At 69.6% G+C, this 22,704-nt stretch carries 16 protein-coding genes and 1 tRNA gene; 13 read left to right on the top strand and 4 right to left on the bottom strand.

Annotated features, from left to right (window positions below; genetic code table 11):
- Positions 1-217: 217 nt before the first annotated feature.
- Entirely contained in the window at positions 218-4,258 is a 4,041-nt protein-coding gene (locus ABD732_RS09110) for a bifunctional nitrate reductase/sulfite reductase flavoprotein subunit alpha (RefSeq protein WP_344782853.1), read from the bottom strand.
- A 143-nt stretch (positions 4,259-4,401) separates the two neighbouring features.
- On the opposite strand from ABD732_RS09110, the gene ABD732_RS09115 reads away from it, so the two are divergent.
- The 4 genes from ABD732_RS09115 (at position 4,402) to ABD732_RS09130 (ending at position 10,263) form a co-directional block, all read left to right on the top strand.
- Entirely contained in the window at positions 4,402-5,532 is a 1,131-nt protein-coding gene (locus ABD732_RS09115; protein WP_344782855.1) for a thiolase family protein, read from the top strand.
- Positions 5,532-6,335: a crotonase/enoyl-CoA hydratase family protein gene (locus tag ABD732_RS09120; RefSeq protein WP_344782857.1), complete on the top strand. Its 804-nt coding sequence runs from the start codon at positions 5,532-5,534 to the stop codon at positions 6,333-6,335. The genes ABD732_RS09115 and ABD732_RS09120 overlap by 1 nt, the downstream gene beginning before the upstream one ends.
- A gap of 91 nt (positions 6,336-6,426) precedes the next feature.
- Positions 6,427-8,790 (top strand): FdhF/YdeP family oxidoreductase, encoded by a 2,364-nt coding sequence (locus ABD732_RS09125; protein WP_344782859.1) that lies wholly within the window; start codon positions 6,427-6,429, stop codon positions 8,788-8,790.
- A 192-nt stretch (positions 8,791-8,982) separates the two neighbouring features.
- Positions 8,983-10,263, top strand: coding sequence for a hypothetical protein (locus ABD732_RS09130; protein WP_344782861.1), 1,281 nt, complete (start codon positions 8,983-8,985; stop codon positions 10,261-10,263).
- 77 nt (positions 10,264-10,340) lie between these two features.
- Here ABD732_RS09130 and ABD732_RS09135 read toward each other — a convergent pair.
- Positions 10,341-10,417 (bottom strand) — tRNA-Arg (locus ABD732_RS09135).
- 46 nt (positions 10,418-10,463) lie between these two features.
- Between ABD732_RS09135 and ABD732_RS09140 the strand changes: the two genes are divergently transcribed.
- A complete protein-coding gene (locus tag ABD732_RS09140; protein ID WP_344782863.1) occupies positions 10,464-12,641 on the top strand; it encodes a bifunctional copper resistance protein CopD/cytochrome c oxidase assembly protein in 2,178 nt (725 codons plus the stop codon).
- 89 nt (positions 12,642-12,730) lie between these two features.
- Positions 12,731-13,153 (top strand): single-stranded DNA-binding protein, encoded by a 423-nt coding sequence (locus tag ABD732_RS09145; RefSeq protein WP_344782865.1) that lies wholly within the window; start codon positions 12,731-12,733, stop codon positions 13,151-13,153.
- Here the strand turns inward: ABD732_RS09145 and ABD732_RS09150 are convergent.
- On the bottom strand, positions 13,131-13,517 hold the full coding sequence (locus tag ABD732_RS09150; RefSeq protein ID WP_344782867.1) for a TIGR02611 family protein: 387 nt from the start codon (positions 13,515-13,517) through the stop codon (positions 13,131-13,133). The genes ABD732_RS09145 and ABD732_RS09150 overlap by 23 nt on opposite strands.
- A gap of 227 nt (positions 13,518-13,744) precedes the next feature.
- On the opposite strand from ABD732_RS09150, the gene ABD732_RS09155 reads away from it, so the two are divergent.
- Together ABD732_RS09155 and ettA are read left to right on the top strand one after the other, a co-directional pair.
- Entirely contained in the window at positions 13,745-14,323 is a 579-nt protein-coding gene (locus ABD732_RS09155; protein ID WP_344782869.1) for a beta-class carbonic anhydrase, read from the top strand.
- 84 nt (positions 14,324-14,407) lie between these two features.
- Positions 14,408-16,084, top strand: coding sequence for an energy-dependent translational throttle protein EttA (ettA, locus tag ABD732_RS09160; protein ID WP_344782871.1), 1,677 nt, complete (start codon positions 14,408-14,410; stop codon positions 16,082-16,084).
- On the opposite strand, the gene ABD732_RS09165 is transcribed toward ettA, so the two are convergent.
- Entirely contained in the window at positions 16,071-17,333 is a 1,263-nt protein-coding gene (locus ABD732_RS09165; protein WP_344782873.1) for a PucR family transcriptional regulator, read from the bottom strand. The genes ettA and ABD732_RS09165 overlap by 14 nt on opposite strands.
- A gap of 112 nt (positions 17,334-17,445) precedes the next feature.
- On the opposite strand from ABD732_RS09165, the gene ABD732_RS09170 reads away from it, so the two are divergent.
- The 5 genes from ABD732_RS09170 to ABD732_RS09190 all read left to right on the top strand — a co-directional run bounded on the left by ABD732_RS09170 (position 17,446) and on the right by ABD732_RS09190 (position 22,683).
- A complete protein-coding gene (locus ABD732_RS09170) occupies positions 17,446-18,285 on the top strand; it encodes an SGNH/GDSL hydrolase family protein (protein WP_344782875.1) in 840 nt (279 codons plus the stop codon).
- A gap of 100 nt (positions 18,286-18,385) precedes the next feature.
- Positions 18,386-19,678: a spinster family MFS transporter gene (locus ABD732_RS09175; protein ID WP_344782877.1), complete on the top strand. Its 1,293-nt coding sequence runs from the start codon at positions 18,386-18,388 to the stop codon at positions 19,676-19,678.
- Positions 19,675-20,514, top strand: coding sequence for a poly(ethylene terephthalate) hydrolase family protein (locus ABD732_RS09180; RefSeq protein ID WP_344782879.1), 840 nt, complete (start codon positions 19,675-19,677; stop codon positions 20,512-20,514). Before ABD732_RS09175 ends, ABD732_RS09180 begins: the two co-directional genes overlap by 4 nt.
- A 116-nt stretch (positions 20,515-20,630) precedes the next feature.
- The gene (locus ABD732_RS09185) at positions 20,631-21,680 is read left to right on the top strand and encodes a helix-turn-helix domain-containing protein (RefSeq protein WP_344782881.1); all 1,050 of its coding nucleotides are present in this window, start codon (positions 20,631-20,633) and stop codon (positions 21,678-21,680) included.
- Between the two features lie 106 nt (positions 21,681-21,786).
- Positions 21,787-22,683, top strand: coding sequence for a helix-turn-helix transcriptional regulator (locus tag ABD732_RS09190; RefSeq protein WP_344782883.1), 897 nt, complete (start codon positions 21,787-21,789; stop codon positions 22,681-22,683).
- The last annotated feature ends 21 nt before the right edge of the window (positions 22,684-22,704 follow it).

Consider the following 22,704-nt stretch of genomic DNA (forward strand, 5'->3'; position numbering starts at 1 on the left):
TGGAGGCTCGGGCAGCGTGGTGGTGGTGGTTGTCGTCGGGTTGGTGCCTTCGACACGTCCGCTCACTTCGTTCGGGACGGCTCAGGCGGCGGTGGGGATGGGGTCGGCTCGGGCACAGCGGGAGCATGGGGACGGCTCAGGCGGCGGTGGGGATGGGGTCGGCTCAGGCGGCGGTGGGTATGGGGGCGGCTCGGGCAGCGGGAGCAAGGGGGACGGCTCAGTAGACGTCGCGGACGTAGCGGCGTTCGGCGGCCAGGGCGGTGACGTAGGCGTCGGCGGCGGACGGGCTGAGCCGGCCCTGCTCGGCGATGATTCGGCGCAGGGTGTCGTCCACGTCGCGGGCCATGCGGCTGGCGTCGCCGCACACGTACACGTGGGCGCCGCGTTGCAGCCACGACCACAGCTCCTCCGCCTGAGCCAGCAGCAGGTCCTGGACGTAGATCTTCTGGTCCTGGTCGCGGGAGAAAGCGGTGTCGAGGCGGGTGAGCATCCCGTCGGCCCGGAACTGCTCGAGCTCGTCGCGGTAGTAGAAGTCTGTCGCCCGATGCTGCTCGCCGAAGAGCAGCCAGTTGTCGCCGGAGGCGCCGGTCGCGGCGCGGTGGTGCAGGAATCCGCGGAACGGCGCCACGCCGGTACCGGGGCCGATCATCACCGCCGGTGCGGCGGGATCCTCCGGCGGGGCGAAGTACTTGTTGGACTGGATGAAGATCGGCACCTCGGGGTCGTCGTCGGCGGCGCTGAGGAAGGTGGAGCAGACGCCACTGCGGTGTCCGTGCGGTCCGTCGAAGTCGACGACGGAGACGGTGATCTCGACCCGCCCGGCGTGGGCGAGGGGGCTGGACGAGATCGAGTACAGGCGCGGCTGGATCGGGCGGAGCACCGCCAGCCAGTCGGCGGCGCCGGCGGTCACCGGGTGGCTGTGCAACAGGTCGAAGGCCTGCCGCCCCCACGACCAGTCCGCCAATGCGGTCGGGTCGGCGATCAGGGCGGTCAGGTCGTCGTCGTGGTGGTGTTCGTTGACGAAGCGCACCAGATCGCCGGTGATCCGGGTGATGTCGAGATGACATGTGAGGGCTTCGGCCAACGGCATCGACCGCCCACCGACCTCGACGCATTCGCCCCCGTCCAGGCCGGTGGCCGCGAGCCACTGCGCCACCGTCGGGGTGCTGTTGCGGGGCCAGATGCCCAGGGCATCGCCCGGCGCGTACTCCAAGCTGCCCGCGGGAAGGTCGAAGGCGAAGCGGCGCACCTGCTTCGCCGAACCGGGGGCGGTCAGCAGATCGTTCGCGAGCAAGCGGGTCCGGAGCGGATTCTTGCGCGAGTAGCCGGGGGCGGTGGCCTCGGCCACGGCCGGTGCGGCGGCCGTCGTGGTCTCGGCGTTCTCTGCGTTGTCGGGATCCAGTGCGCTGCGGACCGCGGCGAGCCAGCGCGCCGCCTGCTCCTCGTAGTCCGGTTCGCACGAGGCGCGTGGGCACATCCGCGTCGCGCCCAGGAACTCCAGCCGCGCGTCGAGCTTGCGGGCGAAGCCGCAGAAGTCGGCGTACGAGGAGTCCCCGAAACCGAGGACCGAGTACCGCAGATCGGCCACTTGCGAGGCGATGGCCACGCCGAGCGCATCCCACAGCGCCAGGGCGCCGTCGGGGGCGTCGCCGTCGCCGGTGGTGGCGACCAGGAACAGGACGTCGCCGCGCAGGTCGTCGATGCCGACGTGCGTGGCTTCGGTGAGGGTCACCTCGAGGCCGTCCGCGCGCAGGGCGTCGGCGCATTCGGCGGCGTACTCCTCGGTGGTACCGGTCTGGGAGGCCCAGACCACCAGGACCCGGCGGGTCGGCGGCCCGGCGTCGACGGCGAACTCGGTGCGGGAGAAGTATCCGGCGAGGACGCCCTGCGCCCAGTCGCGCACCTCGTCGCGCAGGGGGGCCGAGGCGGGAATGGTCGGGAGCGCATCCACCGGGGGATTGGCCCGGATCCCGTGCACCAGGCCGGTGAGGAAGGCTTGTTCGCCGCTGGTCGCCATGGGTGCCGGGCCGATGCCGAGGGCCCCGGCCAGCGCATCGCCGGCGAGCACGTCGCCGACGGGCGGGGCGGCGGACTCGGGGGCGGCCGGCTCGGCCTCGACCGGTGCGGGGGCGATCGAAACCGCGCAGACTTTGAACTCGGGCTGCAGCGAATCCGGGTCCACGGCGTCGACCGTCATGGCGTTGACCGCCTGCAGGTCGCCGCCCCAGTGCATCGGCACGAAGCACAGGCCGGGGGTGATGTCGTCGGTCAGGCGCGCGGGCACCCGGACCGCGCCGCGGCGGGAGACCACGTCGACCGGTGCGCCGTCGTCGATTCCGGCGGCCCGCGCGTCGTCGGGGTGCAGTTCCACGAAGGGGGACGGGTTGAGCTTCTCCAAGCGGGGGACCCGTCCGGTCTTGGTGCGGGTGTGCCATTGGTGGGGGAGCCGGCCGGTGGTCAGCAGGAGCGGGTGGTCGTGGTCGGGCTGCTCGGCGTGCGGCAGGTAGGGGCGGGCCAGAAAGCGCGCCCTGCCGTTCGGGGTGGCGAAGGCCAGGCGCGGGACGGTGCCGTCCGGGTGGCGGAGCAGCTTCTGGCTGACGCCGTCGTTGCGGTACCGGATGGGGTTGCGGGCCCCGCTGCCGGGCGGGGCCGGCCACTGGACCGGGCCGGACCGCAGCCGGTCGTGATCCACCCCGCGCAGATCCCAGCCGGTCCGCGGATTGTGGAAGGCGGTGATCTCGTCGAAGACGGCGGCGGCGTCGGCGTGATCGAAGCCGTCGGTGAAGCCCATGGCGCGGGCCACCCCGGAGATCAGCTGCCAGTCCGGGCGGGCCTGGCCGGGCGCCGGGACAGCGGGCGCGGTGTAGGTGAGGGAGCGTTCGGAGTTCACCATCACCCCGGCGCTCTCCGTCCACAGCGTGGCCGGCAGCACCGAGTCGGCGTAGGCGGAAGTCTCCACGTCCGTGTAGACGTCCTGCACGACGACGAACTCGGCCTTCTCCAGCGCCCGGATCACGGTGTCCCGGTTGGCCACTGAGACCACCGGGTTGGTGCAGATGATCCACACCGCTTTGATGGTGCCCTCGGCGAGCTGCTCGAACAGATCGATGGTGCCGCCGCCGGCGGTGTCCGGGATGGTGCCCGACGGCAGACCCCAGAGGGTTTCGGTCTCGGCGCGGTCGCCGGGGTGCAGGGCGGTGCGCTGACCGGGCAGCCCCGGCCCCATGTAGCCCATCTCGCGGCCGCCCATCGCATTCGGCTGCCCGGTGAGGGAGAAGGGGCCGCTGCCGGTCCGGCAGATGGTGCCGGTCGCCAGATGCAGGTTGCAGAGGGCGTTGGTGTGCCAGGTGCCGTGGATCGACTGGTTGAGGCCCATCGTCCACAGGCTCATCCAGTTCCCGGCCTCGCCGAGCCAGCGGGCCGCGGTGCGCAGATCGTCCTCGGACAGGCCGCAGATCTCGGCGACCCGGCCGGCCGGGTAGTCCTCGAGCAGTGCGGCCAGTTCCGGCCAGCCGTCGGTGTGCTCGTCGATGAAGTCCTGGTCGATCGCGCCGTCGTCCACCAGCAGCCGCAACAGACCGTTGAGCAGCGCCAGATCGGTGCCCGGGCGCACCGGCAGGTGCAGGTCGGCCTTGGCGGCGGTCGCGGTGCGGCGCGGGTCCACCACGATCAGGCGGGCCCCGGCCTTGACCCGGTCCATCATGCGCAGGAAGAGGATCGGGTGGCAGTCGGCCATGTTGGCGCCGATCACCAGGAAGGCGTCGGCGTGGTCGAGGTCGTCGTAGCTGCCCGGCGGCCCGTCGGCGCCGAGGGACTGCTTGTAGCCGGTGCCCGCGCTGGCCATGCACAGCCGCGAGTTCGATTCGATCAGCGGTGTGCGCAGGTAGCCCTTGGCCAGCTTGTTCGCCAGGTACTGCGCTTCGATGGACATCTGGCCGGACACGTACAGCGCCACCGCGTCGGGGCCGTGCTCGTCGCGCAGTTCGGTGAAGCGGCCGGCGATCCGGTTGATCTCGTCGTCGACGTCGACCGGGGCGAGTGCGCTCCCGCGCTCGGTGCGGCGCAGCGCCGTGGTCAGCCGCCCGGGTGCGCGCAGCAGGTCGGCGGTGGTGTTGCCCTTGGTGCACAGGCGTCCCCGGTTGGCGGGGTGCGCGGCGGTGCCCGAGACCTTCGACACCGCGCCGTCGGCCACCTGCAGCGTCAGGCCGCAGCCGACACCGCAGTAGCCGCACACGGTCTCGACGGTGGATTGGGTCATGGGCCGAGCCTGGTGCGGCGGTGTTACGCATCCGCCGACGCTCCGTTACCGGGGGATCAAGCCGTCCGCACACCGGCGGCGGCCACGGTGTGCGGACAGGGCGGGCGCAGGTCGGGTCTATGACTGCTGCCACAATGGCGCCCATGAGAGACGCAGTCATCATCGAGGCAGTGCGTTCGCCGATCGGCAAGCGCAACGGATCCCTGTCGGGTGTGCACCCGGGCGACCTGACCGCCCACGTGCTCAACGAGGTCGTGCAGCGCGCCGGTGTCGATCCGGCCGACGTCGACGACGTGGTCTGGGGCTGTGTGAGCCAGGTCGGCGACCAGGCCGGCAGCATCGGCCGCGTCGGCGTGCTGGCGGCCGGATGGCCCGAATCGGTGCCCTCCACCGTGGTGGACCGCCGGTGCGGATCGGCCCAGCAGGCGGTGCATTTCGCGGCCGCGGGAGTGATCTCCGGCCAGTACGACCTCGCCGTCGCCGGCGGTGTGGAGTCGATGTCGCGGGTGCCGATGGGATCGGCTCGCGGCGACGGGAAGCCCTATCCGCCGTCGGTACTCGACCGCTACGGCGTGGACGGCTTCAATCAGGGCATCGGCGCCGAGATGGTGGCGCGCAAGTGGGGGCTCTCTCGCGCCCAGGTGGATGAGTACTCGGCGCGGTCGCACGAGCGGACCGCCGCGGCCGCCGACGCCGGTGCCTTCGATGCGCAGCTGGCCCCGCTCGCCGGCCTGGACCACGACGAGGGCCTGCGCCGCGGGACGACGGCGGAGAAGCTGGCCGGTCTGCGGACCGCTTTCGACGAGGACGGGGTGATCACCGCGGGCAACTCCTCGCAGATCTCCGACGGCGCCGCCGCGTTGCTGGTGACCTCCAGCGACTACGCCGCCGAGCGCGGCTGGAAGCCGATCGCCCGCGTGCACACCGCCGTGCTGGCCGGCGACGACCCGGTGATCATGCTGACCGCCCCGATCGCGGCGACGCACAAGGCGCTGGCCCGGTCGGGTCTGTCGATCGGCGACATCGGCGTCTTCGAGGTGAACGAGGCCTTCGCGCCGGTACCGCTGGCGTGGCAGGCCGAGACCGGCGCCGCCGACGAGGTGCTCAACCCGCTCGGCGGCGCGATCGCCGTCGGTCATCCGCTCGGCGGATCGGGCTCGGTGCTGATGACGAGGATGGTGCATCACATGCGCGACAACGGGATCCGCTACGGATTGCAGACGATGTGCGAGGCCGGCGGCATGGCCAACGCCACCATTCTGGAGCTGATCTGATGAGCGGTGACCCACTGCTGATCGAGCGAGACGGTGACATCGTCACCTGGACGATCAACCAACCCGAGACCCGCAACGCCATCTCCGACGACGCGGTGATCGACGCGATCGTCGGGGCCGTCGCCGAAGTCAACCGCGACCAGCAGGTGCGCGTGGTGATCCTCACCGGCGCTGGCAGCGCCTTCTCCGCCGGCGGCAACGTGAAGGACATGGCGGCCCGCGCCGGGCTGTTCGGCGGACCGTCGCACACGCAGCGCATCGGCTACCGGGAGGGGATCCAACGGATCCCGCGCGCGATGGACACCCTCGAAGTCCCGGTGATCGCCGCGGTGAACGGCCCCGCGGTGGGCGCCGGCTGCGATCTGGCGATGATGTGTGACCTGCGGATCGCCTCGTCGCAGGCCTTCTTCGCCGAGAGCTTCGTCAAACTCGGGTTGATCCCCGGTGACGGCGGCGCCTGGTTCCTGCCGCGACTGGTGGGCCCGGCCCGCGCGGCGGAGATGGCGCTGACCGGTGATCGTGTCGACGCGGCGACCGCCCTGGACTGGGGCCTCGTCTCGCGGGTCACCGAGCCCGGGGAGCTCCTGGACGCCGCCCGCGCGCTGGCTGCGCGGATCGCGGTTAATCCGCCGGTGGCGGTGCGGATGACCAAGAAGCTGTTGCGCGAATCGACGCGGCAGAGCCTGGATCAGCTGCTCGAACTGTCGGCCGCGATGCAGGGCATCGCCCACCACACACGCGACCACCACGAGGCCGTCTCGGCATTCCTGGAGAAGCGGCCCGGCGAGTTCACGGGTGACTGACCGGTAGCAGGGTGAAGGAGCGGATCGTCGGAGCGTTCGAGCGTAGGGTCGCAATGGGAGACAGCCCCTTTCGACGAACGGGAACGACCTCATGACGATGAGTGAGCATCGGCGACCCTCCGAGGCCGGCGAGCCGCAGACCGGCCTGATGCCGGACGGCGCGCGGCAGGGGGGCTACGGTCCCGCCACCGAGAAGAGCTGGTCGAGCAGTCCGTACCGGCATCCTGCCGCCGGCTGGGGTGCGGCCATGTCGGTGGGCAAGGTGCTGGCGCGCCAGCGACTGCCGATCGTGGGCACTGAGTCGATGTTCACCATGAACCATCCGGTCCGCGGCTACGACTGCCCGGGCTGCGCCTGGCCGGACGATCCCGGGGTGACGCTCGACATCTGCGAGAACGGAATCAAGCACGTCACCTGGGAGATGACCCGCAAGCGCGTCGACCGCGAGTTCTTCGCCGCCCACTCGGTCACCGAACTGGCCGAGTGGACCGACTTCGACCTGGAGGACCAGGGCCGGCTCACCGAGCCCATGGTCTACCGCGCCGCGACCGACCGCTACGTCCCGATCAGCTGGCACGACGCCTTCGCGCTCATCGGGGTCGAGTTGCGCGCCCTCGACAACCCCGACGAGGCCGCTTTCTACACCTCCGGGAGGTTGAGCAACGAGGCCTCGTTCCTGTACCAGCTGATGGCCCGCGAGTACGGCACCAACAACCTGCCGGACTGTTCCAACATGTGCCACGAGGCCTCCGGGCGGGCGCTGACCGCGTCGCTGGCGACAGGCAAGGGCACCGCCGACCTGGAGGATTGGGACGCCTGCGACGCGCTGTTCATCCTCGGGGTGAACGCGGCCTCCAACGCGCCCCGGATGCTGACCTCGCTCGCGGCGGCCGTCGACCGCGGCGCCCAGGTGGTGCACGTCAATCCGCTCGTCGAGGCCGGCGCGACGCGCACCATCGTGCCGCACGAGATCGTCGACATGGCGCGGTTCAAGACCACCGAGACCAGTACCGACAACCTGCAGGTGCGCCCCGGCGGCGACATGGCGCTGATCCGCGGGATGGCCAAGGTGGTGTTCGAGGCGGCCGAGACCGACCCGACCGCGATCGACCACGAGTTCCTCGCCGAGCACACCGACGGACTGGACGACTACCGGGCGCTGGTGCAGTCCACCGGCTGGGATGAGCTGGTGGAGCAGTCGGGCCTGAGCGAGTCCGACATCCGCCGGGCCGCCGGAACCTACCTGGCCTCCGAACGCACCGTGATCAGCTGGTGCCTGGGCGTCAGCCAGCACGAGCACGGCGTCGACGCGATCCGCGAGATCGTGAATCTGCTTCTGCTGCGCGGCAACATCGGCCGCCTCGGCGCGGGGCCGTCGCCGGTGCGCGGACACAGCAACGTCCAGGGCAACCGGACGTGCGGGATCGACCACAAGCCAGGGGAGGCCTTCCTGGCGCGGCTGGACGAGGTGTGCGGGATCGAGTCGCCGCGCGCCCGCGGCCTGGATACCGTGCACACCGTCGCCGGCATGCACGCCGGCACCGTGAAGGTCTTCGTCGGTATGGGCGGCAACTTCGTGCGCGCCGCCCCCGACACGGTGACCACCGCCGAGGGACTGTCCCGCTGCAATCTCACGGTGCACGTGAGCACCAAGCTCAACCGCAGCCACCTGGTCCACGGCGACCAGGCGCTCATCCTGCCGTGTCTGGGGCGCACTGAGCTGGACGAGCAGGGCGGCGGGGTACAGGGGATCTCAACCGAGGATGCGATGAGCTCGGTACAGCTGTCGGTGGGGCAACGTCGACCGGCGTCGCCGCACCTGCTCAGCGAACCGGCGATCATCGCCGGAATCGCCCGCGCCACGATGCCCGACAGCCCGACCGACTGGGAGGGCTACGTCGACCACTACGACCGGATCCGCGACGTGATGGCCCGAGTGCTCCCCGGCTTCGAGGGCTTCAACGAGCTGGTGCGCCGGCCGTACGGCTTCCGCATCCCGCAGCCTGCGCGCGAGCGCGACTTCCGCACCCCGTCGGGCAAAGCCGAGTTCTCGCTCGCCGGGCTGCCGGATGTGATTCCGGACGGCGACGACGTCCTGGTGCTGCAGACCATGCGGTCGCACGACCAGTGGAACACCACGATCTATTCCAACGACGACCGCTACCGCGGCGTGAAGAACATCCGCGAACTGATCCTGATGAACGCGAAGGACATGCGGGACCGGGGACTGGCCGAGGGCGATCTGGTGGACATCGTCGCCACCTCCAAGGACGGCTCGCAACGCTCGGTGAGTGGTTTCCGGGCGCTGGAGTACAACGTTCCGCGCGGTGCGGCCGCGGGCTACATGCCGGAACTGAACGTACTGATCGGTGCCGCAGATTTCAGTGAGCAGAGCGACCAGCCGCTGATGAAAAGTCTCCGCGTGACGGTGACGCCGTCGGCGTCACCCCGCTGAAAGCGTCCCACTCACAGCCTGAGCGGTCGGGCCTCGTGAACCGGGCCGTGAGGGCTGGGCTGTCGTACGACGTCCGAATCAATCTGTCTCAGAACGCATCTCATTCTGTGAACAGCCTGTGATGAAGGTCACGATCGTCTTAATGTTCGATGCAGCGTTGGGGACATCGAACAAATTCAAAGGGGACGTCACATGATTCGCTCGCTCAATCGCAGGACACGGCGCCGTCTGAGTCGAAGCAAAGTGGGGGCGGGGGTTTCCGTGGCCGCGGCGGCCGCGCTTTTCGCCAGCGGGCTCACCGCGCCGCCGGCGCAGGCGCTGGAGATTCCTGGAGTCTCCGGGGAATGCGCACCGGGCGATCCCGTCGGCGACCCGCCGTCGGGCGCCGACTGTGCAAACGCGAGCCCGTGGATCGTCGGCCCTGTGATCGACGCCATCATCGAGGCGGTGGCTCCGGACCTTGGGGTCAATGTAACCGACCTCAACAGGGCATTCGTCATCCTCGGTGCCGGGACGTCGACCATCAGTGGCAGTGGTTTCAACATGGCTCTGGGAGGCTTTGGGAACGCGACCGCCAACGCACAGACCCCGCTGAGCGGTGCCATCGCGATCGGCGTGGGGGGCGAGGCGAATGCCACCGCGAGCCTCGGGAGTGTGTCGCTAGCTGCCGCGATCGGGGGCGATGCAAACGGGAACGCGCTGCCGCTGGGAGTGACCGCCGTGGTTGCCGTCGGCGGAGACGCGTCGGCCACTGCGCTCGGCGGCTTCGCCGGCGCCTTCCCGACGCTGAACGAAGAAGGGGACGAACAAGGACCCAACCGCGCAGTCTGCACGGCGCTCTATGCCACGGCGAGCTACACCGATACGGCGGGCGCCACCACCTCGTGCACCAGTGTGCTCTTCATCTTCCAGCAGTCGCAGGACGCTGACGGCCCGGTGGTCTACGCGATCAAGAACCCGCTGTCGCTGGGGCTGGCCTCCCCCCTGGGGGCGCTGGAGAGTCTCCTCGAACTGTTCGATGAAGACCTGGCGGGTTTGGCCGGCACCGGCTTCCTCCCGGTCTTCGAGGAGGACCTCATCCGGATCGTGATGAACGATGACGGCCCGACGATCGAATCGGACCTCTTCGGCCCGGGCGCCCCGGAGCCGGAGCCGGAGCCGGAGATCCTCACCGCGTCGGCCACCGAGTCCGAGTCTGCGGTGAACACGCTGAGTGCGGGCGAGGCACCCGAGCGTGATGAAGCTCCGTCGGGCGCGCTCACCGACGACGGGACCACAGACTCGGCCGACACCGAGCTGACCGGCGACACCACGCCGGAAACCGGTTCCGGCGGAGACGGCAGCGGCAACACCGGTGGTGAATCGGAGAACCTCAGCGACTCCGGCGACGACTCCGGTGACGCGGGCGAATCCGAGAGCGCGGGCGCTGCTGACGACTCCGGTGACGAGACGGGTTCGCTCGAGCTGGAGTGAGTCTGTGACCCAAAGCGCACGTTGAAGGCGCGAATCGCCGCTGCTCAGGCCTGAAGTAGTCCTGAGCAGCGGCGATGTGGTGCCCCCGGCAGGACTCGAACCTGCGACCTCGGGATTAGAAGGCCCTTGCTCTATCCACCTGAGCTACGGAGGCGGTGCCGATAGCGAGGGCGAGTATATCCCGACCTAGAGTGGATCTCATGACTACGACCACCCCGCGGGCGACGGGGAAACCCGATCGCGACAGCCTGCGGGATCCGTCGGGGGCCCGGCGGCTGCTGATCGCGCTGATGATGCTCGTCGGTGTGATCGCCGCGGTGATCGTCACCGCGGTCAGTGCGGCGACGGCGCTGCGCCTGACCGGTCTTCCCGACCCGGGCTGGGCCACCACCTACGGGCTGCCCGTGGTGACCGTGGTCGGACAGTTGTTCGCTGCGATCGGGTTCGGCGCCGCGATCTTCGCCGCCTTCTTCGTGCCGCCGCAGGCCAGTGGGGAACTCGATGTCGGCGGGTACCGTGCGCTGCGCTGGTCGTCGGCGGCCTTCGCCTGCTGGAGCATGGCGGCCCTCGCCCTGATCCCGCTGTCGGTGGCCAACGTCAGCGGTCATCCGCTGGGCGAGACCATCTCGCAGTGCTTCTCCACCATCGGCGGCAGCAGCACCTTCGGTGTGTGCGGCGACGTCGCCGAATCGCGGTACTGGATGTGGACGGCGATCTTCGCGATCTTCGCGGCTGCGCTGGCCAAGGCCGCCCTGCGGTGGGGCTGGACGATCCTGGTGATCGGTCTGGGGTTCCTGTCGCTGATGCCGCCCGCGCTGGCGGGGCACTCCTCGGCCGGCGGCGACCACGACATGGGCACCAACAGCCTGATCCTGCACATCGTCGCCGCCTCGGTGTGGACCGGCGGCCTGATCGTGGTGCTGGCCTACTGTTTCGGCAACGGCCGCTGGCGCACGCTGGCGCTGCGCCGCTATTCGCGGGTGGCCTTCTGGTGCCTGATCGTCGTTGCGGCCAGCGGCGTGGTGAACGCGCTGGTGCGCATGACGTTCGGGCAGTTGTTCACCACCACCTACGGGCTGGTGGTGCTCGCCAAGTTCATCGCGTTGCTGATCGCCGGCGCGCTGGGGGCCGCGCATCGCCGCTACACGATCGCCGAACTGGAGAAGTCCGAGAACCCGGGCAAGTCGCTGTTCGTGCGCCTGGCCGCGGTGGAGACGATGGTCTTCGCGCTCGCCTTCGGCCTCGGGGCCGGGCTCTCGCGCACGCCGCCGCCGGTCCTGGAGACCGCCAGCGTCACTCCGGCCGAGCTGAAGATCGGTTTCCGGATCGACCGGGAACCCAGTCTGGCGAGCCTCGCCCTCGACTGGCGCTTCGACCTGATCTTCGGCACGGCCGCGATCGTGGCGGCCGTGGTCTATCTCGTCGGTGTCTGGCGTCTGCGCCGCCGCGGCGACGCCTGGCCGGTGGGCCGCACCGCGGCGTGGCTGCTGGGCTGCCTGGCGCTGCTGATCGCCACATCGTCGGGTCTGGGCCGGTACTCGCCGGCGGTGTTCAGCGTGCACATGATGGGCCACATGATCCTGTCCATGCTGGTGCCGGTCCTGCTGGTGCTCGGTGCACCGATGACGCTGGCCCTGCGGGCGATTCCGCCGGCGGGCCGCGACCAGCCGCCGGGCCCGCGCGAATGGCTGCTCTCCGGGATCCACAGCCGGTACTCCCGGTTCGTCACCCACCCGCTGATCGCCATCACCGTCTTCGTCGGCAGCTTCTATGTGCTCTATCTCGGCGGCCTGTTCGAGATGATCGTGCAGCACCACTCCGCACACCTGCTGATGAACCTGCACTTTCTGATCAGCGGCTACCTGTTCTACTGGCTGGTGATCGGTATCGACCCCGCGCCGAGACAGGTCAGCCCGGTCGCCAAACTGGGCATCGTGTGGGGGTCACTACCGTTCCACGCCTTCTTCGGTGTGGCACTGATGCTGACCTCCGCGGTGATCGCTGAGGAGTGGTACAAGTCGCTGATGCTGCCCTGGAGCAACGATCTGTACTCCGACCAGCAGACCGGCGGCGGTATCGCGTGGGCGACGGGCGAGTTCCCGCTCATGCTGGTGATGATCGCCCTGCTGGTCCAATGGCAGCGTCAGGACTCCCGGCAGGCCCGCCGATTCGACCGGCGCGCCGAACGCGACGGAGACGCCGAGCTGGAAAGCTACAACGCCATGCTCGCGCAGATGAACACCCCGGCCCAGGCGCAGAAGACTTCCGACGGCGCCCAGTCCGACGGCGCCCAGCCCGGCGGCGCTACGCCCGGGGGCGAGACCCCCGACGGCAAGATCCTGGACGACGGTGTGGATCACCGGCCGTCCGGGCCGTAGCTGTCCACAACCCGGCGCCCGGCGGTGTTCCCGTCCTGCCTCGACTGCGCGATGCTCGCGACAGGAGTCGAGAGAGCGGAGTCGGGGAGATGTTCGAGACCTACACGACCATCACGGGGCGCGTGACCAGCGACCCGCGGCACTGCCGGACCGAGCTGCACGGCGAAGTCGTGTCCATGCGGGTGGCCTGCACTTCCCGGCGGCTGGACCGGCAGACCGGGCGATGGTCGGACGGGCCGTCGGTGAAGCTGACGGTGGTGTGCTGGCGGCGGCTCGCCGCCGCGGTCGCCCCGGTGGTGCAGCGGGGCGCGCAGATCATCGCGCACGGCCAACTGCGGACCGAGGAATACGTCGCCGCCGACGGCAGCGCCCGCGCGGGACTGGAGATGACCGCCGTCTCACTGGGGCTGGACCTGGCACACCCGCGCTCAGTGGAGCAGCGCCGGCGGCCGGTCGAGGACGGGGACGAGCCCGCAGCGGCCGGGGCGGCTAGTACGCGGGCTGAGGGGTGAAGCGCGTGTAGGCGGTGCGGGCGTGGGCCAGCATGGTCTGCCGGTGGTAGGCGAGCTGGTCCAGAACGGCGCCGCGGGTGCGGTCGGCGATCCGGCTGCCGATGACGCTGGCTCGGTGCAACTGGGCACGCAGGAACGACGTGACCCGGTGCGCCCAGGTGAACTCGGTGGACAGGACGGCGAGACCGAGGAAAAGGGTCACCCAGCCGGGCCCGGGAATAGGCAGCGGGATCATGGCCAGACCGGCCAGCATCATCAGGGTGCCGACGACGCCGACGGCGAACCGATAGATCTGGTTCAGAACCGGGTTGCGTCTGATGACGAAGCGCTGCCGCCGGTGCCAGATCTTCAGTCGCAGTCGCATGCGCGGCCCTCCTGGGGGGTCGAGTTCGGTGTGCGCGGCGCCGGCGTCTCCGACGCGCAGTAGGACTCAACGTACGGGTAATTCCTGAGTAAGCCGTGAGATCGGCGGGATGTCGCGCAAACTCACAGAAATCTCCGCCATTCGCCCCGCCGTGAGCCGAAGGGTTCACCGGCCGCCGGCGTCGGCCTAGCGTCGGGTCACACCGAACTATCGCCGTGGAGGCCCCGATGTCTGTTCTGTCCGAAGTGCTCGCCAGCAACGCCGCCTACGCCGAGGACTTCGGTGACAAGGGCGAGCTGGCGCTGCCTCCCGCCCGCGGTTTCGCCATCCTGACCTGCATGGACGCCCGGCTCGATCCGGCGAAGTACGCCGGTCTGGCCGAAGGCGATGCGCATGTCATCCGGAACGCCGGCGGCCGGGCCAGCGACGATGCGATCCGGTCGCTGGTGATCTCGTACAAGCTCCTGGGCACCAAGGAGTGGTTCGTCATCCACCACAGCAACTGCGGCATGGAGTTCTTCACCGACGACGTGATCCGCGGCCTGCTGGCCTCGAGTCTGGAGACCGCGGCGCTCGGCGACGACGGCTTCTACGACGTCGGTACCGGCCCCGGCGCCCGCGAGGGTGACTACATCGACTGGCTGACGATCACCGATCAGGCCGACAGCGTCACCGAAGACGTGCGCCGGATCAAGGCTCACCCGCTGGTGCCGGCCGGCATCGGCGTCTACGGCTACATCTACGACGTGACCACCGGGCGTCTGGTGGAGGTGCCGGCCGCGACGGAGGCCGGCCGCGCAGGCTGAGCGCGCCCGATGCCCGCTGATCGCGGGGACCACTACACTGGAGGGCTGTTGTGCCCATGTGCGGTGTGAGAAGAGGTTTAGGCGTTGGCTGGCGAGTTTATTTACACCATGAAGAAGGTGCGCAAGGCGCACGGTGACAAGGTCATCCTCGATGACGTCACGATGTCGTTCTACCCCGGAGCGAAGATCGGCGTGGTGGGGCCGAACGGCGCCGGCAAGTCGTCGATCCTGAAGATCATGGCCGGGCTGGACCAGCCGAGCAACGGCGACGCCTTCCTCGATCCCGACGCCACCGTCGGCATCCTTCTCCAGGAGCCCCCGCTCAACGAGGAGAAGACGGTCAAGCAGAACGTCGAAGAGGGCATGGGCGAGATCGTCGAGAAGCTCGCGCGGTACAACGAGATCGCCGAGTTGATGGCGACCGACTACTCCGACGAGCTGATGGAAGAGATGGGCAAGCTCCAGGAAGACCTGGACAACTCCGATGCCTGGGACCTCGACAGCCAGATCGAGCAGGCCATGGACGCGCTGCGCTGCCCGCCCGGCGATTCGGAGGTGACCCACCTCTCCGGTGGCGAACGCCGCCGCGTCGCCCTGTGCAAGCTGCTTCTGAGCAAGCCCGACCTGCTGCTGCTCGACGAGCCCACCAACCACCTGGACGCCGAATCGGTGCTGTGGCTTGAGCAGTTCTTGGCGAGCTACCCCGGCGCCGTGCTCGCCGTGACGCACGACCGCTACTTCCTGGACCACGTCGCCCAGTGGATCTGTGAGGTCGACCGCGGCCAGCTCCACCCGTACGAGGGCAACTACTCGACGTACCTGGAGAAGAAGGCCGAACGGCTGGAGGTCCAGGGCAAGAAGGACCAGAAGCTGCAGAAGCGGCTCAAGGAAGAGCTCGCGTGGGTCCGCTCGGGTTCCAAGGCCCGCCAGACCAAGAACAAGGCGCGTCTGGCCCGCTACGACGAGATGGCCGCCGAAGCCGAGAAGCACCGCAAGCTCGACTTCGAAGAGATCCAGATCCCCACGCCGCCGCGACTGGGCAACGTGGTCGTCGAGGTGGAGAACCTGAAGAAGGGGTTCGACGATCGCATCCTGATCGACGATCTGACGTTCACCCTGCCGCGCAACGGCATCGTCGGCGTGATCGGTCCGAACGGCGTCGGCAAGACCACCCTGTTCAAAACCATCGTCGGGCTGGAAGACCCGGACGCCGGCACGGTCCGCGTCGGCGAGACCGTCAAGCTGAGCTACGTCGACCAGACCCGCGCCAACATCGACCCGAAGAAGACGGTGTGGCAGGTGGTCTCCGACGGACTGGACTACATCGAGGTGGGCCAGAACGAGATGCCCTCCCGCGCCTACCTGAGCGCATTCGGCTTCAAGGGCGCCGACCAGCAGAAGCCGGCGGAGGTGCTCTCCGGCGGTGAGCGCAACCGGCTGAACCTGGCCCTGACCCTCAAAGAGGGCGGCAACCTGATCCTTTTGGACGAGCCGACCAACGACCTGGACGTGGAGACCCTGAGCTCCCTGGAGAACGCGCTCGAGCTGTTCCCCGGCTGCGCCGTGGTGATCTCGCACGACCGCTGGTTCCTGGACCGCACCTGTACCCACATCCTCGCGTGGGAAGGCAACGTCGAAGAGGGCAAGTGGTTCTGGTTCGAGGGCAACTTCGAGGCCTACGAGGCCAACAAGATCGAGCGCCTGGGTGCCGACGCGGCCCGGCCGCATCGGGTCACGCACCGCAGGCTCACGCGGGACTGACGTCGATCACCCGGCCGCGGCGGGCAGCCACCGCCGCGGTCAGGGTGGCGGCATCGGCTGGACTGGTCGCGTCCAGGCCGGTCAGTTCGGCCGTCTTGCGTAGACGGTAGGCGACGGTGTTCGGGTGCACGTGCAGGGCGGCGGCAGTGGCGTTGCGGTCGCAGGCCGCGTCCAGATAGCACTCCAGAGTCTGGTGCAGCGCTGATCTGCCGTCGAGCGGGGCGAGCAGCCCGGCCAGCAGCGGTGTCGCGGCGCTGGGGCGGGTGAGTTGATATTCCAGGGCCACGTCGCCCAGCCGGACCACGCCTGCCGTGTGCCCGAAACACCGGGCCACCCGCAGCACCTCCTGCATCTGCGCGTAAGCGCCGCCGACGCCGTCCGGCTCGGCGACGGTCACCGCTGACAGGACGCCGGCGCCGATCGTGCGTTCCAGATTCGTCAGGTTGCGTTTGAGCGTCGCGTACTGAAAGCTCTCCGCCCAGTCGGTCACGCCGGGCTCGGCCTCGAAGATCGGGATCAGTGCGCCGCCGCCGCTGCTGGTCACCAGGCTAAGGGCGTCGTCGCGCCCGACACCGTCGAGCGCCCGCTGCATGCGGCGCACCTTGCGGCGCTCGGCCACCACCACATCGACATCGGCGGATTGCTCGTCGGGGTGCGGATCCAGGTGCAACGTCACCACCCAGTACAGCCGGGCCAAACGCACTCCCGCTCGCTCGGCCGCGCCGACGGCGTCGGCGCCCGAGGTGAGCGCGACGAACAGCGCCCGGCGCACCGAATCGTCCTGACCGGGGGCGGCGCGCACCGAGCCGTACCCCGCCAGGACCGCGGACGTGGCCGCACGCAGGTGCGTCTGCAGACGGACCCCCGCGCGAGACAGGTCTGCCGTGTCCCCGTCGCCGGCCATCGCACTGATCTCCGTCCACCAATGCTCGCACCCCAGGTGATAGGCGAGTAGGACGTCGGCGAGGGGGACCAGTTCCTCGGCGCGTCGCTGCGCGGACTCGCGCACCGGGGCCAGGTCGGTCTCATCCGGCCCGTGCTCGGTGCGCAGCGAATCGACGAACACCTCGAAGTTCCGCCGGATGATCGCCGTGACATCGGTGCGGACGGCCTCTTCGGGAAGGGACCGATAGAACGGCACCCGCGTCCACACGGTCTGGACCGTGTCAGCGACGATCGCTTGCGTCCGCTGGGCCAGCTGGTCGGCGAGCGCCCGGCCGCCGAGTATGACGACTTTGTTCTCTGGCACAAGATCCCCTCGATAGTCGAATGTCTCGAACAATCGCGAACTGCATGTTCGTTGCCATCATGTAATCCGCACCACGTTCAGTTCGACAAATCTGAAGAAAGCGAGGGACGCCATGCAGTCCCTGATCCGGGTCGTCGCCGCCACGATCGCCGCCGTGTGCCTGGGGGCGCTGCTGCCGGGCATCGCCACGGCGGCGCCGCCCTTGCGCTACGTGGCGCTCGGAGACTCCGCGGCGGCCGGCCCGCTGATCCCGGATCAGGATGCCGACAGTCCCGGCTGTCTGCGCTCTTCGCGCAACTACCCGTCGGTGGTCGCCGCCCGGCTCGGGGCGACGCTGACCGACGTCACCTGCTCGTCGGCGCGTACCGAGCACGTCGCCGAGGCGCCGCAGACGACCGTGGCCGGTCCGGTCCCGACGCAGGTGCAGGCGCTCGGTCCGGACACCGATCTGGTGACCGTCACCATCGGCGCCAACGACATCGATCTGTTCAGCACCGCCCTCGGCTGCCTCGAGCCGGTGCCCGGTGATTCGTGCTCGGATCCCGCCACCGCCGCCGAGCGCCGCGCTCGCATCGCGGCGGCCGCACCGAAGTGGGGTGAGATGCTCGACGACATCGCCGATCGGGCTCCGAATGCGCGGGTGGTGGCGGTCGGCTACGGCACCTATGTGCGTCCGGGCGGCTGCCCCAGCCGTCAGCCGATGAACGCCCGCGACGCCGATTACCTGCAGAGCGTCGTCGATGCGGTCAACGAGGCGATGGCCGCGCAGGCCCGTGCCCGGTCGATGGAGTTCGTCGACATCCGCGGTCGCACCGCCGGGGGAGACATCTGCGCTGCTCCCGATCGTGCGTACTACGCCGGCATGGTCCCGGCCGAGCCGGCCGCGCCACTGCATCCCACTGCGCTCGGTATGCGGGCCATCGGCGGCTACGTCGCCGAGCAGCTCGGCTGACGTCCCCCGCTCCGGCCATCACGAGAGGACTCCCATGTCATCGCTGTCGTCCCCACCACTGCCCGCACCCGTCGGAACCGCTCACTCCCGGGGCAGATCCGTGCTCGGGGGAAGTCTGATCGCCCTGTTCCTGGCGAATCTGCTGAACTTCTTCGATCGCGCCATTCCGGCCGTGGTCGCCGAGCCCATCAAGATCGAGTTCGCTCTCAGCGACCTGGAGCTGGGTTTGATCACGTCCGCGTTCACCGTGGTCTACGCCATCGCGGGGCTTCCGCTGGGCCGGCTCGCCGATCGTGCCGACCGGCCCAAGATCATCGGTGCCGGACTGCTGGTGTGGAGTGGCCTGACCGCTGCGACGGGCGCGGCCGGCAGCTACGCGCTCTTCTTGCTCGCCCGGCTCGGCGTCGGCGTCGGGGAGGCGAGCTTCACCCCGGCAGCCAACTCGATGATCGGCGATCTGTATCCGGCGGAGCGGCGCTCGCGGGCCCTGGGGATCTTCATGCTCGGCCTCCCCGTCGGGTTGTTGCTGGCCTACTTCACCGTCGGTCAGATCACCGAGGCCTTCGGCTCGTGGCGCGCCCCGTTCTTCGTGGCCGCGATTCCCGGTGTGCTGCTGGCCGTGGTGATGTTCCGGCTGCGCGATCCGCAGCGCGGTGCGTCCGAGAGCTCCCCGGTCGGATCGGCCGAGCCGATCGACCGTCCGATCCGCCGACTCCTCGCGATCCCCACGCTGCGCTGGCTGATTCTCGCCGGATTGACCTTCAACTTCGCCGCCTATGCAGTGAACTCTTTCACCGTGCCGCTCCTGATGCGGCAGTACGACCTCAAGCTGACCACGGCGGCGGTGGTGGCCGGGGTGATCATCGGTCTCACCGGACTGGTCGGCCTCCTGGCCGGCGCCCGCTTCGCCGACCGCGCCTCGTCGACTTCTCCGAAGGCGCGGCTGATGGTCGGCGCCGGCGCGACAGCACTCGCCGCACCGCTGACGGCGCTGGGCCTGCTCCAGCAGGGAGCCAGCGTGGTGGTGTTCACCGTGCTGTTCTCGCTCGGCTGGCTGCTGGCGTACGTCTTCTACGTCAGCGTGTATCCGGCGATTCACGATGTCGTGGTGCCGCGTCTGCGAGCCACTGCGACCGCCCTGTTCTTCGCCGCCATGTACCTCCTCGGCGGGTTCGCCGGGCCGGTGGTGGTCGGTGGTCTCTCCGACTGGTTCGCTGCGCGCGCCGCTGCCGGCGCCGGCGCCACCGATGTCGCCGCCTTCGGCGGTGACGGGCTGAACTCGGCGATGTACCTGGTCCCACTCACCCTTGTGCTCACCGCCGTCTTCATCCACTGCGCCGCCCGGCGCGTGGGCGAGGACTCCGGCCGCATGCGTGCCGAGCTCGCACAGTGAGGGCTTCGGCTGTGCTGCGGCGGATCCTGGTACCGGTCACGGCGGCGCTGACCGCGCTCACCCTGCTGATTCCGGTACCGGTTCAGGCAGCGGGTGACTGGGCGGGTCAGGCCCCGTTCACGCCGCAGGTGCGGATCGATCTGGTGCACACCGTCTATTACCCGCGCGAGATGGGGCGAGACGGACTGCGCCACCCCGTCGTGCTGTGGGGCAACGGCACCGGAGCGATCCCGGGCGTCTATTCCGGGCTGCTGCGGCACTACGCGCGCCAGGGCTTCGTCGTCGTGGCTGCCAACACTCCCACCAGTAACTTCGCTATCAGCATGCGCTGGGGCATCGACCTCATGGAGCGGGAGAACGCCGATCCGCGCAGCGTGTTCTTCCGGAAGGTCGACCTCGGCCGGATCGCCGCAGCCGGGCACTCCCAGGGCGGCTCGGCGGCGATCAACGCCGCTCTGGACAAACGGGTCAGCACTGTGGTGGCGATGGCGCCCGGACCGCTCAACGATCCCGCACTCGTGCGGGACGCATCCATCCTCTACCTTGCGGGGGAACACGATCCGATCGTGTGGCCGGCGCTGGTTCGGGCGATGTACCGGCGGTCCGGCCACCTCCCGGCCGGCTATCTGGAGATGCGCGGCGCCTCGCACCTGGAAGCGGTGCCGTCCGGCGGATCGATGCGCGCGCCGTCGACGGCGTGGCTGCGCTACTGGCTCTTCGACGACGATCGCGCCGGGCGCGCGTTCTTCGGTGAACACTGCGGATACTGTGTGGATCGCAGCGTGGTCACCGTGTTCGAGCGGAATCGTGCTGCGCAGCGCTCGACTGCGAGATAGGTCATACCTCGCCAAAGTAGCCCGGCGTAGAGCCGAAGACTCACTACGCTGGCTCTGGGGCCAATGCTGTCCGCACGAGCGGTGTGGACTGAGACGGGTAGGGAAGAGGGCACGCCGTGGCAGGTGGCTTTGACGCCGGGATCGACACGGGGCGGCAAGGCGGCCTGGAGCGATCGACGCTGACCGCCTGGAGAGCGCGGATCGGTGCCGATCAGTCGCTGGGCCGCAACCCCACCCGCTATCTGCGGCGCGTGGGACAGCAGGGCCTCGACAACCACATGGAGACTTTTCACGTCGACGCCGACCCGGTCGAAGATTTCGAGGAATACCTCTACTGGCGGCCGCTGTCGCAGTTGATGGTCTTCTCATTGCTGCGCACGCCGTGCACCACCGAGCGGACGGCTGAACTGGTCCGGCGATTTCGGTCGGAGTTCGTCCTGGTCGGCACTCAACATCTGCCGGGTGGGGGCACCGTGACCCAGGGCGGCCGCACCTTCCGGTACAGCCATCCGCGGCATCTGGTGGCGGTCAACAACGACGAGCCCTTCGTGCAGGTGTCCAACACGGTGGCCGATCTCGCCGGCGTCTGGGTGCCCATCGAGCTGCTCGACGGCAGGCCGAACGAGGAGTGGTCGATGGGGCCGCTGGTCGACGACTCGCCGCTGGCGCGCGCCACTGCGGCGTACATCGCGAGTTTCGCCAACGACGTGGCCGTCCGACGAGCCGACATCGACACCGACACCCAGGTGGCGGTGGCAGAACTGATCCGTGCCGCGCTGTCGTCGCACCGCGGCGACAACTTCCGGGCCGCGGACAGCGAGCTGTACGTCCGCGAGATCACCGGCAAGCTGATCGAGCAGAACTTCCGCGACCCCACGTTCGACGTGGAGTCGATCGCGCGTCTGCTGTTTCTGAGTCGCCGTCACCTGTATCGCGCCTTCGCCGGCGCCGACCAGACTCCCGCGGTCCTGATCGCTCAGCGCCGGCTGGCCGCGGCGAAAGCACTGCTGGTCCGCGACAGCCGGATGAGTCTGCGGGAAGTGGCCGCCGCGTGCGGCTTCGCGTCGGCGGGCACCCTGTCCAAGCGATTCCGGGCCGAGTTCGATCTCACGCCGAGTGAGTTCCGCAAAGCGGTCCGGGCCGGGGAGGTGAGCGCCGATGGGTAGCGGTTCGTCCAGGCCGGTCCACGCGTCGTTGCGGGGCCCTTCCGGGTTGGTGGCGCATCCGGCGTTCGACCGAATCCGCGTATCCGAGCCGGAGCGTTTCCGTGCGATGGTCCGCACCGCTCAGCTCGCCACGATGCGCGCCCAGATGACGCAGCTGACCGAGTGCACGGTGGAGGGCACCGCCGCCAACCCCGCCCGGGACCCGGCCGACCGGATGATGATGGCTGCCGTCGCCGACGGCCCCTCACGGTTGAAGGTTCCCGGTAGTGGAGCCGAGATGGACTGTGCCGCTGGACGACTGGTGGTCGTCGCCCCGGGTGCACGGTTCTCATGGCGGTTCTTCGGTCCGGTGGGGATCGCCGCACTGTCGGTGCCCGCGGTCTTGATCGACCGGCTCGGAACGACCGGCCGGCGGCCGGGTGCGGCGGCCCTGTCGGACTCGCCGCTGGATCGGGCGACGGCGGATTTCGTGGGGCAGTTCGCCCTCGACGCGGTGTCCGGGCGCCACCCGGTTCAGCCGCGGGCCGAGACCGTGGTGGTCGATCTGATCCGCGCCGCGGTCGACCGCAACGCCGACGGCGTCGACAGCGAGGAAGCCTATGTCCGTGCCGCGGTGCGGGAGGTGATCGAGCGCGAGTTCGCCCACACCTCCCTGTCGGCGGCGCGCATCGCCGAGCTCCTCTCGATGAGCCGCCGGCAGCTGTACCGCTACTTCGAGGGCAGCCCCGAGACGGTCGCCGATCTGATCGCCGCCCGGCGCGTGGAGCATGCGCGCGAACTTCTGGATGCCCCCGGGCCGGTGCAGATGGCGCAGGTGGCGCAGGCCTGCGGCTTCAGCTCGGCAGGCACGCTGCGCCGGCGCTTCGAGCAGCGTTTCGCGATGGCCCCCCGCGAGTACCACCTGCAGGCGAGGGCGACGCGCCGACAGCCGCCGGTCCAGACCCAGCAGCCCCGCAGGTCACGACCGTCACGGCCGGTGTCCGATGCCTACGAGGCCATCTGATCGGCCGCACGACCCGCCGGG

This window comes from Gordonia caeni, from assembly GCF_039537105.1.
In the GTDB taxonomy this organism is placed as follows: Bacteria; Actinomycetota; Actinomycetes; order Mycobacteriales; family Mycobacteriaceae; genus Gordonia; species Gordonia caeni.

Bases quoted from the DNA above. Each gene is read 5' to 3' on its own strand.
- ABD732_RS09145 (WP_344782865.1), top strand. From the start codon at position 12,731: ATGTTCGAGACCTACACGACCATCACGGGGCGCGTGACCAGCGACCCG.
- ABD732_RS09170 (WP_344782875.1), top strand. From the start codon at position 17,446: ATGCAGTCCCTGATCCGGGTCGTCGCCGCCACGATCGCCGCCGTGTGC.
- ABD732_RS09125 (WP_344782859.1), top strand. From the start codon at position 6,427: ATGACGATGAGTGAGCATCGGCGACCCTCCGAGGCCGGCGAGCCGCAG.
- ABD732_RS09140 (WP_344782863.1), top strand. From the start codon at position 10,464: ATGACTACGACCACCCCGCGGGCGACGGGGAAACCCGATCGCGACAGC.
- ABD732_RS09120 (WP_344782857.1), top strand. From the start codon at position 5,532: ATGAGCGGTGACCCACTGCTGATCGAGCGAGACGGTGACATCGTCACC.
- ABD732_RS09155 (WP_344782869.1), top strand. From the start codon at position 13,745: ATGTCTGTTCTGTCCGAAGTGCTCGCCAGCAACGCCGCCTACGCCGAG.
- ABD732_RS09150 (WP_344782867.1), bottom strand. From the start codon at position 13,517: ATGCGACTGCGACTGAAGATCTGGCACCGGCGGCAGCGCTTCGTCATC.
- ABD732_RS09190 (WP_344782883.1), top strand. From the start codon at position 21,787: ATGGTCCGCACCGCTCAGCTCGCCACGATGCGCGCCCAGATGACGCAG.
- ABD732_RS09115 (WP_344782855.1), top strand. From the start codon at position 4,402: ATGAGAGACGCAGTCATCATCGAGGCAGTGCGTTCGCCGATCGGCAAG.
- ABD732_RS09130 (WP_344782861.1), top strand. From the start codon at position 8,983: ATGATTCGCTCGCTCAATCGCAGGACACGGCGCCGTCTGAGTCGAAGC.
- ABD732_RS09110 (WP_344782853.1), bottom strand. From the start codon at position 4,258: ATGACCCAATCCACCGTCGAGACCGTGTGCGGCTACTGCGGTGTCGGC.